Genomic DNA, 14357 nt, shown 5'->3' on the forward strand with positions numbered 1-14357 from the left:
TGTTTTTAATATTCAGGACTTTATATATAATTAAAATCGTTACTTTTGTTAGATTATAATTCCTTTTAACCTTAAAATTTTAAATTAATGAAAATCAAATTACTTTTATTAGCGACCATAGGATGTTTTACTGTTGCTAATGCACAGTTTACTGTAAAAGACAGAGCTGGAAATGAATTGAATAATGGAGATGTTATCGAGTATGGTTCTATTGACTACGTAGATGCCGAGTTTGAGTTTTTTGTAACCAATGATAATCCATCAGAAGAAATATATACTCGAATTGAGGTTATTGAAAAACAAAACTCTGTAACTGGTACATTTGAGCAATTGTGTTACGGATTATGTTATAACGATTTAGTAATAGGAGAGACTGTTCCTCCTGCTACAGACCCAGCATATCTAATTGGAGTTGGAGAAACTACTGGTCTTGGAAATCACCTATGGAATAACGATGCGGGTAATGGAACTGACAATGTTGAATTTAAATTTGCATTCCGTCAATATTCTGATGCTGCAGGAACAAACGAAATTAATGAACCTTTAATTTTTTCATACCGTTACAACCCGACATTAGGAGTTAACGAATTAAGAAAAGTTAAATTTGCTGTTCAGTCTACAATAGTTTCTAATGAAATTGTTATGGAAATTGCTGAGCCTGTTCAATTAACTATGTATAATGTTTTGGGGAAAGTTGTGAAACAAGCATCTTTTGATGCTGGACGTCATACAATGAATGTTTCAAACTTAGCTTCACAGGCTTATGTTTTACAAATAACCAACAAGGCTGGTTCTGTACAAACTACTAAAATACTAAAGCAGTAAGGTTTATTCTTTATAGCTTTCTTAAAAGACTATTCTTAATCGGAATAGTCTTTTTTGTTTTTACATACCTCTTAAATAAGTTTCTCTTCAAATAATGATTTCTATTTCATGAAGTTAAACGTGTAAGTCTGAATGATTTACTGGTTTCAGCATGGCTTCATTTAGCAACATCTCGTCGTTGAATTTTGTTAAGGCTTCGTATGTATCTCGAAATTCAACTTAATTTAATTACCTAATAAGTGTTTCAATTAAGGTAAATGCTTAAACATCATTTCCTTGCTTTTTAAAAAAGTCAAGTAATACTTCTCAATATATGAGATCTGGAAAATAATTCATTGTTACTAAATACTTATAGGTTAAATAGAAAGTCCTAACCTCAGTTTATTCCAAAAATAAAGGTCGTTCAAATTGTTTTGAACGACCTTTATAAACATATAAATAAGTAGTTTAGAATGTAACTACAAGGTTTGCTGTTACTCCTGAACTTTCAGGAACTTCGCGACAAACACCTCCTACACAAATTAAACCACCTCTTTGGCGACCATAGTTAAGTCCGAAACGAGCACGTCCTTTTGAATAACTACCTCCAATATTGTAAAAGTGGTCGTTATTTGGGCCTCCATAATTCCAAGAATCTGCTACATACACACCTAAAGATGAGTTGAAGTTGTATTCAAGAACTCCAGCTGCCCAGTTTTTATCATCGTCTGCAGTCCAAAGATGTTGTAACTCCATACGTAAAGCTTTAGCACCTGTAAAGCGTCTAGTTCCTTCAATAACGGCAATCTGAGCGCGGATGTCTCCTTGCTGACCTAGAATTCCTCCTTTAGAAACACTCTTGTCTATTATAACATCTTGGAAAGATGCAACAGTGCTCCATTTTGAGCTCCAACGGTTTTTTATTTCAATATTCAAATCTCTGAAGTATCTATCACCTTTACCAATAAACTTAACATCGTAGTTTTGATCTGTTTTATTGAATTCGGTATCAAGTCCTGCCCAGTATGAAAAGTTACCAGCTAGTTTAGTTCCTACTTTACCTAAGGTGCTTTCTTTGTCGAAAGAGTAGTAAACGTCAACTTGAGTACCTACTTCTCCAGCTCTTTGCTCGTTTGTAGTAAACAACAGTCTTGGTTGAGAGTTGTAAACATATATGTTGGAAAGCAAATAATCGTGCTGCTTTGTAATTGCTGGAACGTAGTTTATAATTTGCTCGTTGTATTGGTTTCCTTCAGCGTATCTGTCTGAATAGAATGCAAAGTTTTCTAGCCTTCTAAAAGTAGTATTTATACCAAGTCCTTTTTGTGCGTACCCTAAGTTTACTAATAAAGCAGTTCCGTCAAACAATTGAGGTGATGTTACTATAGTTTCATTTATAAGTACGTCTGGATCCTTTGTATTTGCTTCAACTCCACCGTAAAATTTACCAGCTACAAAGTCAAGTCTTCCTCCATAAGCATTAACACTTGCTGGAATTGTATCGTTTGCACCATTGTCTTGATATCTACCAACGTAACTAGCGCCAAATTTTAAATCTACTGCATCAATATTCATTAATGCACTTAAATCTAGATTTGCATCAAGTCCTTGGATTACTCCTTCAGAAACATCAAAACCATTACGAGTCTGACCGTAAACTCCCGTCATATTGAAAGTTGCAGTTGGACTAAACTTAACACGAACACCTTTCAAGGCATTGTTTATTCCTAGTTGTCTGTCTTCCCAAGTACGTAACAGTAATCCACTACCAAATTGTTCGTAGAAATAACCAGCAGTAATATCTAGGGTTTCATTTCTAAAATTTAAGTAATAAGTTCCAATTCCGTTTTGATTATCCCAAGTAGGAGAATAGCCTTCTAGAGCCTTTGGTAAATACGATTCGTATTGTACTCCAGCAGTAAATTTTCCTAATGAATAGTTTAATTGAAGGTAATTGTTAGAACGAAACTGTTCTTTTGGGGCAAAATAACCAAAATCTTCATCGTCTAAAAGCCATTGAGAATTCGATTCAAGTCCACCAAAAAAGTAGCCATTTTCTTGTGAAAAGCCAATTGCTCCCACTAAAAGAAAGGCGCCTAAAATAAGTTTTTTCATAATTATTTGTTGGGTTTGTAATGTAAAGATTAGTTAGAGAATTCCTTTATTTTTTCATAAAGTTCATACTCTGCACCAGGGCTATATCCAGAATGACGATAAACTATTTCGTTGTTTTTTACAAGAAGTGTTAATGGTACGGTTGCAGCACCTAAAGCACGTTTAAAATCATTATTAGTGTCTAAAAGCACAGTGTAATCCCAGCTTTTTCCATTAATTAAAGGCTTAACTCTTTTTACAGTTCGACTATCGTCTACAGAAATTGCGTAAAGCTCAACACCAGTTTCTTCTTGCCATTCGTCGTAAATTTCGCTAATTGCATCTAATTCTTTTAAACAAGGCACACACCAAGTAGCCCATAAGGATACAATAGTCACTTTGTCATCGGTTGAAATGCTTGAAGAGTTAAAAACATTACCGTCTACTGTCGTAAGATTTACTTTTGGCATTTCATTTTGTGATGTAGCAGCTAAAGATACAAGTAGAAGTAAAAGAGGGATTAATTTTTTCATTTTGTGATAAGGTTTTAATTTAACTTTATATTGGCAATATTAAGTTTTTTTTAATGAATTAAAGATTGGTTTTTTGAAAAAATATTGATTTAACAATTTATTCTTTAACATTTTTTTATAATTGCGCTATATTAGCACACTTTAAAAAACTAATTTTATTATGAAAACACATCCCTATTTTAAATTTTTATTCCTTTTTGCGGTTTTGGCAGCTGTTTCTTGTAGCAAAAAAGAAGATCCATTTGTTGAGCAAGGACCAGCTTTAGTATTAGAACTCAAAAGTGACGCTGGGAATGGAGAGTTAGAAGTTGTGAGCATTGATCAAGTGGTTAATTTTACTGTTATAGGTAACGACGATCAAGACTATACATCTCTGGCGAATATTCTAGTAAATGATGTTGAAATTGAAGGTAGTAGCTACACGTTTGCTGAACTAGGTAACTATCAAGTAAAAGCTATATATGATGATGTAGTAAGTAATGTATTAACGTTTGAAGTACTTGCTGAAACTGAAAGAGCGTTAACAGTGAGTGTTACTAAAGCAATGAGAAATCAAACAGTTACATTTGGCCTACTAGATAATGAAGGTACTGATACTTCAGACGAAGCTACTTTTTATGTTAACAATACAGCTATTGAAGGTAATACATATTCATCTAATAATATAGGAGACTTTGAGGTTTATGCAGAGTATGTAGTAAACAATGAAACTTATACTTCAGCAACAAAGAATTTTGCAGTATATATACCAAAACGTAAAGTAGTAGTTGAAGATTATACAGGAACTTGGTGTGGATTCTGTCCAGCGGTTGCTTTGGCTATAGACGAGTTAAGAGCTGCTACAGAGCATGTAAGTATTGTAGCAATTCATAAAACTGCGGCAAGTTTACCAGATCCATTAGATTTCCCTAGAATTCAGGAATTACAAGATATGTTTGGTGTAAGTAATGGTTTCCCTAAAGGACAAATTAACCGTACAGTAGCTTGGCCAGATCCTTATCCAAGTGGTCAAATTTTATCAATGGCAGGTGCAGATACTGATGTTGCAATTGCAATTAACTCAAAGCTTACAGGTGCTAACTTAACTGTAGAAGTAAAAGTTGTTTACGAAAATGGTTCAACTCCTGGTGATAAGGTTGTGGTTTACTTATTAGAAAACGGCGTTGTTGCGCCACAGGCTAACTACTTTAATGAAACTCCTGGGCATCCTTATGAAGGTCTAGGAAATCCGATTGAAGATTATGTACACAATGATGCGTTGAGAAATTCACTTTCTGACTTGTTTGGAGATGCAATTCCTTCAACACCTGCTTTCCAAGAATTTAAAAAGAACTACACCTTTACAGTTCCTTCTAACTATGTAGGTGAAAACTTAAGTTTTGTAGTTATGGTAGTTGATCAGGACAACAATGCTAAAAACTCTCAGTTTGCAAGTATTAATGAGACTAAGAATTTTGAATAAAAATCTTTAAAATAGATCATAAAAAAGCCCCGATTTGAAACTTCAAATCGGGGCTTTTTCTATTTAAATGATTTTAGGTTACCCTAAGAATGGATATCTATAATCTGTAGGAGAAACAAAAGTTTCTTTTATCAATCTAGGAGAAATCCAACGGTAAAGGTTTTGTTTACTACCTGCTTTATCATTTGTACCACTTGCACGAGCTCCACCAAAGGGTTGTTGGCCTACAACAGCTCCAGTTGGTTTGTCGTTGATATAGAAGTTACCTGCAGCGTTTTCAAGAGCTTTTACAGCTTCTTCTAAAGCATATCTATCTTCACTGAAAACAGCACCTGTCAATGCGTATTCGCTAGTTCCATCAACTAATTCAAGCATTTCTGTCCAGTCTTTATCTTCATATACATAAACTGTAAGAACAGGTCCGAAAAGCTCAGTACACATAGTAGTGTATTTAGGGTCTTTAGTTACAATAACAGTAGGCTCGATAAAGTAACCTTTGCTCTTATCGTATCCACCTCCAACAATAATTTCAGCGTTTTTATCTTTCTTAGCTTGATCTATGTAGCTTGCAAGTTTATCGAAAGAACTTTCATTAATTACTGCAGTAATAAAGTTCCCCATATCTTCTGGAGTACCCATTTTGAATGAACGAACATCTTCAATCAATTGCTTTTTAACATCTTCCCAAATTGTACTGGAAATGTAGCAACGGCTTGCTGCACTACATTTTTGACCTTGGAATTCAAATGCTCCACGGGCCATTGCAGTAGCAACTTGTTTTGGGTTGGACGTTTTATGAGCAACAATAAAGTCTTTACCTCCAGTTTCACCTACTATTCGTGGGTAAGTTTTATAGTTTGAAATATTGTTTCCAATTTTCTGCCAAATACCTTGGAAAACTCCTGTTGAACCGGTAAAGTGAACTCCACTGAAATCTGGGCTTGCCATAAGCGTATCTGAAATCATTACAGCGTCTCCCATTACCATGTTGATTACTCCTGCAGGAACACCAGCTTCACGGAATACATCCATAATAACTTTTGCTGAATAAACCTGAGTGTTACTTGGTTTCCAAACTACTACGTTCCCCATTAATGCAGCGCTTGCAGGAAGGTTCCCAGCAATGGCAGTAAAGTTGAATGGAGTAATAGCATAAATAAATCCTTCTAGCGGACGGTATTCAACTCTGTTCCAAGCTGAAGATGTAGATTCTGGTTGCTCAGCATAGATTTCAGTCATATACTGAACGTTGAAACGCAAGAAATCTATTAGCTCGCAAGCAGAATCAATTTCAGCTTGATAAATATTTTTAGACTGCCCAAGCATGGTAGCAGCGTTTATTTTTGCTCTATATGGTCCAGCAATTAGTTCGGCAGCGCGAAGGAAGATTCCAGCACGTTGTTCCCATTGCATTGCAGCCCATTTTTTTCTTGCTTCCAAAGCAGTTTCAATTGCTTCTTCAACATTTTTCTTAGTAGCTTTATAGTAAGTACCTAACACGTGCTTGTGATCGTGTGGAGGCGACATTGTAGCGGTTTCTTTAGTTTTAACCTCTTTTCCGTTGATAAATAAAGGCACTTCAATTTCTGCCTTATACATTTCTCTATACGTTTTAAGTACTTCTTCTCGTTCTGGTGAACCAGGAGCGTAGTCCTTAACAGGTTCGTTTACAGCGATCGGTACTTCAAAAAATCCTTTTCCCATTACATTATTATTTTTGTGTTCTTAAAGGTTGCAAAGATACAATTTTTGAAGCACCTAATCTTCATATTTCTTAATTCCAAAATGGATAAATTTGGTAATCAGTCTAATTTTACATTTAAAGCTAGTAAATTGGTGTTTTTAAGTTTCCTTTTGTAGATTCGATTAATAAATAAATCATAATGTGCACTATAACTTTCACTCCTATATCAAATCACGGATTTATATTAACTTCTAATCGTGACGAAGCTCCAGGTCGAGAAACCTTACCGCCTGAAATTTATAATGAAGATGGCGTAAAACTACTTTATCCTAAAGATGCGGTTGCGGGAGGAACTTGGATAGGAGTAAGTGATAGAAAACGAGTTGCTTCATTAATGAACGGAGGCTTTGTGGCTCACGAACCCAAACAATCTTATCGTAAAAGTAGAGGAGTAGTGCTAAAAGATATTTTGAGATCAAACGATTTAAAATCGGAAATAGAACAATACAATTTCCAAGATATTGAACCATTTACCGTTATACTTGTAGATTGGAATGATGGTGTTAGATTATTTAAATTAGTTTGGGACGGGGAAAAATATCATTTTTCTGAAGAACCCTTAGCTCCTCAAATATGGTCTTCCTCACCATTGTACCCTGAAGTTTTAAAGAAAAAAAGAGAGAAATGGTTTTCAGAGTTCTTATTCAAAACTATTAGACCTACAGCAGATGAATTGCTAAATTTTCATAAAACATCAGGAGATGGAGATTTCAACAGTAGTTTAGTAATGGATCGGGAATATGTAAAAACTAAAAGTATTACACAGATTGTTAAGAATAACGATGCTATTTCAATGCGGTATGAAGATTTGCAAACTGATAAAGTAAGTAATACAGCATTTTAATTCAATGAGAAGGGAGCGCTCAAGTTAAAAAGCGGAATTGCAACACTAAATTTACGATTAGATTCAAAATTTATCATGTTAAAATGACCTTTCATCGAGCCAAAAGGTGAGAATAATAAGCAGCCACTAGTGTACGAATGTCTTTCACCAGGCTTTAGAATAGGTTTTTGCCCAATAACTCCTTCACCTTCTACTATCACAGTGTTGTTTAATGAGTCTTTGATTACCCATCTTCGCGAAGTGAGTTGAACAGTGTCTTTTCCTTGGTTTTCAATGGTGATATTATAAGCAAAGGCATATTGCATTTTACGGTTTTTGTAAAATGTCCCGTCAAATTCAGTAAGTACTGAAATTTTAATTCCCTGTGTTACCTGTTGTACCATTTTGTTAATATAAAGCTGCACTTATCGCTACAAAAAATCCTATTGCTACCATAAAACTCAGCGAGAATATAATGCTTAAAAATACAAATTTAAACAATGTTGTCCACTTTCCCTGACCATAAAATTTCTTCAGTGCGAAGTAAAAATATAATGGGCCAATGATGGCAAATAAAAGGGTTTGAAAAAAAGTGGAGTTAAAGATTATATCAGGAATACTGAAAATAATCAAATAAAGAAATATAAAACTGAAAATATGAAATACAAAAATTACGTGTTCAATAAAATTGTATTTATTTCGAGAGTAGGATAGCCAAAAAAACAAAGCATAAATTGGAGCAAAAAAGAATAAGAAAAAAGGCAATTTAGCTTTTAAATAGTTGAAGAATTCGTCTGTATTGTGAATTATTTTGTAAACCGAAACAGATCGCGAATAAAGCCATCGGTGTTTAAAGGTGTTGATGTGACCTAAACTATCAAGAGCTGCAATTGGGTTTTCAATCTTAGTTTTTAAATAATAAGAATAATAGATATTTCCGCGCTTACTGTAGCTTTCAAAAAATGATAAACTATCTAAAGTTTTATCTGAGTAATATTGTGATATGCCCAGTTCTTTAGCTTTTGAAACTTCATTAGTAGAACTATTTAAAATGAAATTCTCTGGTTGTTCATTAATTAGCGAATCCATCGAAACGCCATTTTCAACATCATTGTTTAGACTGAATGACCTAGACTTTTCTGAGGTTTGTACAAACCCTATAAAACTTTCTAAAAGAAAATAAATAATAGAAACACTTAGAAAAAAGCGAAAGGGATTGGCGTATTTAAGACGTTGTCCTTTTACATAGTTCTTTGTAATTACACCAGGTCTAAATAGTAAATCCTTGAATGTTGTGCGTATTCGAGAGTCATAAACTAGAATACTACTAAGGAATTCTGCCAAAAAATCTTTGGCAGAAAGTTGTTTGTCACTATTAAGTTGAGAGCAATATGGACAGTAAACATCGCTTTTATCGAGTGGTTGATTACAGTTCAAGCATTTAGTTCCGCGGTATCGCATTGATTTTCTTCCACCGTGAACTTTTGGCTTACTTTTACTCATCACTCGGTCATTAAGTGAAATTTATAAATTAATTATTGGTAATTGAGGTTGAGTTTGCACGACCAATTCCTATAATTCTATCGTATCTAGCTCCAAGGTCTCGGAAGTAAACTACTACGGTATAATCGTTTTCTGTTTGCCAGAAATCTCCACTGATAGCGCCTTCATCTATACTTCCATCTCTATTTACTACCACATATTTGTAGTTGTAAAACCCTTGTTTGAAAAGTCTAGTATTTCTGTAAGAATCACTTTCACTGTCATAACGTAAGTACGTGCTTCCGTCTATGGTCCAGTTGTTGAAGTTGCCGTAAACGTGAATCTCTTTGTCGCCTAAATCTTCATAATACTGTAAGTTGAAATACATACGAACATATTCAGCTTCAATATCTTGATTTCTAGCATCAATATTCCTTACCACAAAATTACCGTTAATATCGGGGTTGTAGGTGTAAGGTCTATTGTACCTTGGAATATTTGTAAATAAATAATTTTCGTATAAATCGGTAACGGCGATCGACCTTATACCGTTTGAGGCTGAACGCTCATCCTTGTTGTCGAAAGCTAAAAATTCATTTCCGCCTCCAAATGCAGCTTCTTTGTCATACTTATAAATAAGCTCATTCCCCATAGTGTATTGTGGAACAAGGTCTGTTATAGCGGTTTTAAGGTTGCTGTTTTGAAGTACTAGGGTTTTTACGCTTTGCTTAGGGTTTCTCAATAATAGGCTTTGTGAGTTTACAGTAAATTGAACTACTTGTTTTTCATCGATAACATTTAGATCTCGTGCACGCTTAATTTCAACTCCAACCGATGCGATATCCTCTACGACTAAGAATTTTCTAGTAAAAATTAAATCTCCATTACTACTAAATATGCTTAGTAAATAATTCCCGCTTTTTTTAATTGTTCGAGTGTCTCGGTTAGGGATGATTAGTTTGTAATGTGAATATATTTGAAGTGTGTTTAATGAGTTTTGATATTCGGTAATTCGAACATCGTCAAATCCATCTAAATATTCACTTTTTGAAAGGTCTGAAGGGGTCCAATCAAAATTGTGGTGAGTGATTCTATAAAAGTAATCTGCTTCATCTCCATTTAACGCATCGAACGTTAATTCTAGAGATTGTCCTAATCTGATTATTGGTAATTCACTTAATTCTGTAGCACCTTTAAATTGTACAGTTTGAATGTAGGGTGGTTCTACTTTTTCAGTAATTTGAGCCGAAGCCTGAGGCACGGTAATAATAATTATGAGAATACGTAGGATCGATTTTAGCATAATGTTGATTTATGGAGCTAAGATAAACAAATTTTATGCCTGTTTATTATGTTAAGCAACCGTTGTCTTGTGAATGTTGCTTTTGAAGCTGAAAAGAAAATTAATTTAGGTTTATTGTATAAATTTTTGGTGCGTTTTATAATCTACTATTCTCGAAGGCTCCATATTTCATTTATGGGGTCACCTTTGCTTGAAAATCCTGAGTGGTTCCAATCTCCATTTTTCAGCTTATAGTTAAATTTCAAGTTTAGTCCAACTTTAGTATTGTCTTTAGAAAAGAATTCAATGTTTTCGGTGTAGTTACCATCTAAGGTAGTGTAAGTACCTCCGCCGGTTCCCATAAATTGTTTAGTTTCGGTATTATAAGCAATCCACTGAAATCGAGTTCCAGATAAAATTTTCATCGTTTTTCTCGGTCCGTCGGAATCTCGTAATTCAGTTTTCCCGTCTTTTACTCGTCCAGACATCAACCAAGCACCTTGTAATTTTCCAGGCTCACCCTTATCTATTCTTTTTAACCGTTGGTTGTTTAAAGGAAATTTAACTTCAGTTTCGGTGATCAGTATTTTGTGGTTTTCTTGATTTCCTACAGAAAATGAATTGGTAGAGTTAAACTCTAAATGTTGTGTTAGGATGTTTCCATTTAACTCCCAAGCACCACCATGCGTTTTAATAAATTCTCCAGTTTTGGCATTAAAAGTAGTGGATGAATAATAGCCATCTGTAAAAATCACTATATTCTTTAATTCTTCATTATCTTCAGATGTTAAATAATTTTCCCAAGCGCCAATTAAACTTTGTGCATTTATGCTAAAGGAGATTAAGACAAACAAAAGTAAAGTTATAAAGCTTCTCATAATTTAAATAATTAAATGATTGATAAAAAGAATGATCGGTTAGTACCTGGTAGTAAGTTGTAAATTATACACTTGTAAGTTGTAAGCGGTAATGGGTCTTAAACAGTACGTTTTGCCGCAACCCAAGCAGCTTCTGTATTGGTAGTGTTTTCAGTTTGCCCCGAAAACTACCACAAAAAGGGGCTGGTACTCGCCCCGACCATCCTAGCCTTTCGGTTTAATCTTTGAGCTCGGTGAGCCAATTTATTTCTTGAATCTTGCTGTCAATTTTTCTAAAAGCTCTTCCTGTCTCATCCATTTCATTTTGAAGCTTTTTGATGCTAATTGTATTTTTTAAATTACTGTCGCCACTGTTGTCAAACTGTGCGTCAAGTCTTATTCTTCTTAGTCTTTCAGAAATCATTTTTAAAGAATCTCTTTTCGCTAGTGCTTCCATAAGAACTCCTTCACCTTCAACTAAAGTTTCGTTGTTGGTTTTATTAATTCGTATAATTAAGGTTTCTAAATCTTGAATTGCTTTTCGTAACTGAGCTATCAATTTATCAGGATCTTCTTGAGGTAGTTTGTCGTCTGAAACTACTAAAACAGGTCTAATTCTATTTTGAAGATGTTCAATTTTCTTCAATAAGTCTGCTCTTAGCAAAAGTCCTTCAGCAAGCTTCATTTTCTTATTTATTTGATCGTTATTATTGGACATTAAAACACCATTAAAATTACATAATAGGCTCCTGAACTTTTGAAGCCTTCTTTAACTCCTGTAGTGAGGTTCTACGTTTTGATTGACTTTGCAAATATACAATCAGATTACAGTATCAAAATAGTAAAGAAATGCTAACCTAAGTTTAGAGTGATACTAGAATGCTATAAAAAGTAATTGTAAATATCCACTTATCAGTTTTCGAAATACTCAATAGGGTTTAAATAAAACATTTTTTTCCAACCTTGTTTGTCGGAATCTATTCTCCAAAAATACGGAATAATCGTAACAATAGAGTAGTGGAGATGTGGTGTTTTTCCTGCAGCATTTCCAGTGGTTCCAACTGTACCTATCTTAGATTTTTTACTTACAAAAGGCAACAAAGAAGTGTTTAAATCATTTAGGTGAGCGTAATAATGTAACCGCCATTTTGGTCCAAGTACTAAAACTATTTTTCCTCCTATAGGCACTTCTCCTGAAAATAATACAAGTCCATTTGTAGCCGAATATATTGAAGTTCGTTTTTTAGCGAATACATCTACACCTTTATGTGTAACAGATTTCCCCCACGGGTAATACCAAAACGAATCATTATTATAATCATGCTTAGTGGCATCTTTTACAGGCATTTTTAAATTTTGTGGAATTAAAAAACCTATAATTAGTATCGATAATAATGTAAATAGAAGTTTCTTTTTCAACAGTAAAGATTAAGCTAAGTTTTAATTGATAGCTAAAATAAATAAATTCCTAATGTGAAATAATAAAAGATTTATACTTTATACTTCCCTCAAATTGTGTATTCAATATATTAGGTTTATTCGGCGTTATTGGAATTATTTTTTCTTTTTAAAACTCGTCCTCTAGGTTCGTTTCCTTTATGGAGTGCAATTTCAGAATGAAGGAATTTTGCGGCCGCTGCAGAGTCTTTTACTTTTGAAGCACTTCGCTTTATCATATCAGCTTCGAAATCATTTAAAACGCTTTCTCTTATTCCTGCTTTTCTCCAATGGGGTGAGGCATTGCAACCTATGGATGTTTTTCTTGCCAGGGAAAGTGCGTCCAATAGTGCTTGATTGGCACCTTGACCTTTAAAAGGACTCATAGGGTGGGCAGCATCTCCAATTAAGGTGATTGCCCCACATTTCTTTAATAATTTTGGATCGAGTAATTCTCGGTCGTAAACTGGATATCCAGAAATTTGAGCTTCTTCCGTAGCACTAATAATTTGAGGGATAGGAGAATGCCACTGAGTTCTTTTGATTGCTTCTTCCTTTAACGTTTTAGCTCCTTTTTCACTTAATGATTTTGCATGTTTTTCCGACATTGGAAAGCTAAGTTGCCACATAACAGTATCTGAAGTGAAAGGCATAACGTATATACGTTCGTTGCCATTTGCGGTTTGAAATACTGTTTTAGAATCTAAAAGTGAGTTATCAATGTTTTTTAGGGATTCTAAAGAGCAAACTCCAAGAATTACAATACAATCAAGATGTCGTAATGGAGAAATAATTTCACCAATTATAAGCTTCCTCACTGAGCTACGAATGCCGTCTGCACCTACAACGAGATCAGCTCTTGCTGTTTTAGTTTTCCCGTTTTCTAAAAATTTTAAGTCAACGCTACTATCTTTTCTTTCCTTAAGGTCAATTAATTTGTGGCCCCACTGAATTGAGTTTTTTGAATCTAGCTGCTCAAGTAAGGCCAAGCGTAGGGATTGCCTTGCGATATGAATATTAGTTTTTTTTGAAGTCTTTTTTGAATCAGGTTTAATCCATTTTCTCATTCCCCATTCTCCAATAATTTTTCCTTCTACAGTATGAACTAGATGTCTGTTTGATATCACGCCATCTTTTAAGGAGAGAATTCCTAATGCAGCAATGGCTTTACTGGCTTGTTGAAGTGTGAGTCCGTAGCCTTGAGATCGAGTGTCGAAATCATCGTCTCGTTCATAAAGAGTATAGGGGATGCCGCGATGTAAACAAGCTATGGCAAGAGCTGCGCCACCTATTCCGCCACCAATAATTGCTATATGTGGCATTGTTTCACTATCCGGGATTGGATGGCTTTTTGAAGGAATTATTCCTGTTCCTTCACAAGTTGTACAAGGTTTAGAAGGAGCTTTAGCCCGAGTGGGGGCTTTGGTTTTAGTAGTTGAATTTTTAAATTCATCTAATTCATTTTGATAGCGTTTTCTAGCTTTTATGCTGAGTTTTTGACGTGTTTTGCCACGCCCTTTACAATTATTGCAAGCAGCCCAATAATTTTTTTCATTTTCCACCCTTCTAACTTCTGTTTGCTTATTTTGATATTGTTCCATTGATAATAATAAAACAATCAAAATAAACTGTGTTGCATTTTTTTATAGCGCAATAGTAATTATTTTTTGTGGTTGTAGCTGAAGGTATTGGATGGAAGATAATATTTTTTTAATCAAAGGACAGAATAAAGAAACTTGTGATAAATTTATTTTTTGATGTAAAATAAGCAATTTTTAAGTTACACAATCTTTTAAACCCTTTTTAATTTGCCTAATCTTATTTTTCTGAAATAAAATT

The 14357-nt window shown here is 34.3% G+C and carries 13 protein-coding genes; 3 read left to right on the forward strand and 10 right to left on the reverse strand.

Annotated elements, in window-relative coordinates; all coding sequences use genetic code 11:
* The first annotated feature begins 87 nt into the window (after window positions 1-87).
* On the forward strand, window positions 88-825 hold the full coding sequence (locus H4O20_RS04500; RefSeq protein WP_185098417.1) for a T9SS type A sorting domain-containing protein: 738 nt from the start codon (window positions 88-90) through the stop codon (window positions 823-825).
* A gap of 447 nt (window positions 826-1272) precedes the next feature.
* Here the strand turns inward: H4O20_RS04500 and H4O20_RS04505 are convergent, their stop codons facing one another.
* Both H4O20_RS04505 and H4O20_RS04510 read right to left on the reverse strand, forming a co-directional pair.
* Window positions 1273-2919 carry a DUF6029 family protein gene (locus H4O20_RS04505; protein WP_185098418.1) on the reverse strand — a complete coding sequence of 549 codons (1647 nt, stop codon included), beginning with the start codon at window positions 2917-2919 and terminating at the stop codon, window positions 1273-1275.
* 29 nt (window positions 2920-2948) lie between these two features.
* Window positions 2949-3431, reverse strand: coding sequence for a TlpA disulfide reductase family protein (locus H4O20_RS04510; RefSeq protein ID WP_165146953.1), 483 nt, complete (start codon window positions 3429-3431; stop codon window positions 2949-2951).
* Between the two features lie 160 nt (window positions 3432-3591).
* On the opposite strand from H4O20_RS04510, the gene H4O20_RS04515 reads away from it, so the two are divergent.
* A complete protein-coding gene (locus H4O20_RS04515; protein ID WP_185098419.1) occupies window positions 3592-4893 on the forward strand; it encodes an Omp28-related outer membrane protein in 1302 nt (433 codons plus the stop codon).
* Window positions 4894-4971: 78 nt separating this feature from the next.
* Here H4O20_RS04515 and pruA read toward each other — a convergent pair whose 3' ends face one another.
* On the reverse strand, window positions 4972-6597 hold the full coding sequence (pruA, locus tag H4O20_RS04520; RefSeq protein WP_185098420.1) for an L-glutamate gamma-semialdehyde dehydrogenase: 1626 nt from the start codon (window positions 6595-6597) through the stop codon (window positions 4972-4974).
* A 179-nt stretch (window positions 6598-6776) separates the two neighbouring features.
* On the opposite strand from pruA, the gene H4O20_RS04525 reads away from it, so the two are divergent.
* Complete coding sequence (locus tag H4O20_RS04525) at window positions 6777-7481, forward strand: NRDE family protein (protein ID WP_185098421.1); 705 nt, start codon at window positions 6777-6779, stop codon at window positions 7479-7481.
* Here the strand turns inward: H4O20_RS04525 and apaG are convergent.
* The 7 genes from apaG to H4O20_RS04560 all read right to left on the reverse strand — a co-directional run bounded on the left by apaG (window position 7478) and on the right by H4O20_RS04560 (window position 14119).
* On the reverse strand, window positions 7478-7864 hold the full coding sequence (gene apaG, locus H4O20_RS04530; protein WP_139855804.1) for a Co2+/Mg2+ efflux protein ApaG: 387 nt from the start codon (window positions 7862-7864) through the stop codon (window positions 7478-7480). The genes H4O20_RS04525 and apaG overlap by 4 nt on opposite strands.
* Window positions 7865-7868: 4 nt before the next feature.
* Window positions 7869-8963 carry a DUF3667 domain-containing protein gene (locus tag H4O20_RS04535; RefSeq protein ID WP_139855805.1) on the reverse strand — a complete coding sequence of 365 codons (1095 nt, stop codon included), beginning with the start codon at window positions 8961-8963 and terminating at the stop codon, window positions 7869-7871.
* A gap of 28 nt (window positions 8964-8991) precedes the next feature.
* On the reverse strand, window positions 8992-10245 hold the full coding sequence (locus H4O20_RS04540) for a DUF5103 domain-containing protein (protein ID WP_185098422.1): 1254 nt from the start codon (window positions 10243-10245) through the stop codon (window positions 8992-8994).
* Between the two features lie 146 nt (window positions 10246-10391).
* Window positions 10392-11102, reverse strand: coding sequence for a membrane or secreted protein (locus tag H4O20_RS04545; RefSeq protein ID WP_185098423.1), 711 nt, complete (start codon window positions 11100-11102; stop codon window positions 10392-10394).
* Between the two features lie 217 nt (window positions 11103-11319).
* A complete protein-coding gene (locus tag H4O20_RS04550; RefSeq protein ID WP_221442709.1) occupies window positions 11320-11799 on the reverse strand; it encodes a DIP1984 family protein in 480 nt (159 codons plus the stop codon).
* A gap of 194 nt (window positions 11800-11993) precedes the next feature.
* Complete coding sequence (locus H4O20_RS04555; RefSeq protein ID WP_221442711.1) at window positions 11994-12500, reverse strand: M23 family metallopeptidase; 507 nt, start codon at window positions 12498-12500, stop codon at window positions 11994-11996.
* 116 nt (window positions 12501-12616) lie between these two features.
* Window positions 12617-14119 carry an NAD(P)/FAD-dependent oxidoreductase gene (locus H4O20_RS04560; protein WP_185098424.1) on the reverse strand — a complete coding sequence of 501 codons (1503 nt, stop codon included), beginning with the start codon at window positions 14117-14119 and terminating at the stop codon, window positions 12617-12619.
* Window positions 14120-14357 lie beyond the last annotated feature (238 nt).

Origin of the sequence: Aequorivita sp. 609, from assembly GCF_014212065.1 — a bacterium.
GTDB classification, from domain to species: domain Bacteria; phylum Bacteroidota; class Bacteroidia; order Flavobacteriales; family Flavobacteriaceae; genus Aequorivita; species Aequorivita sinensis.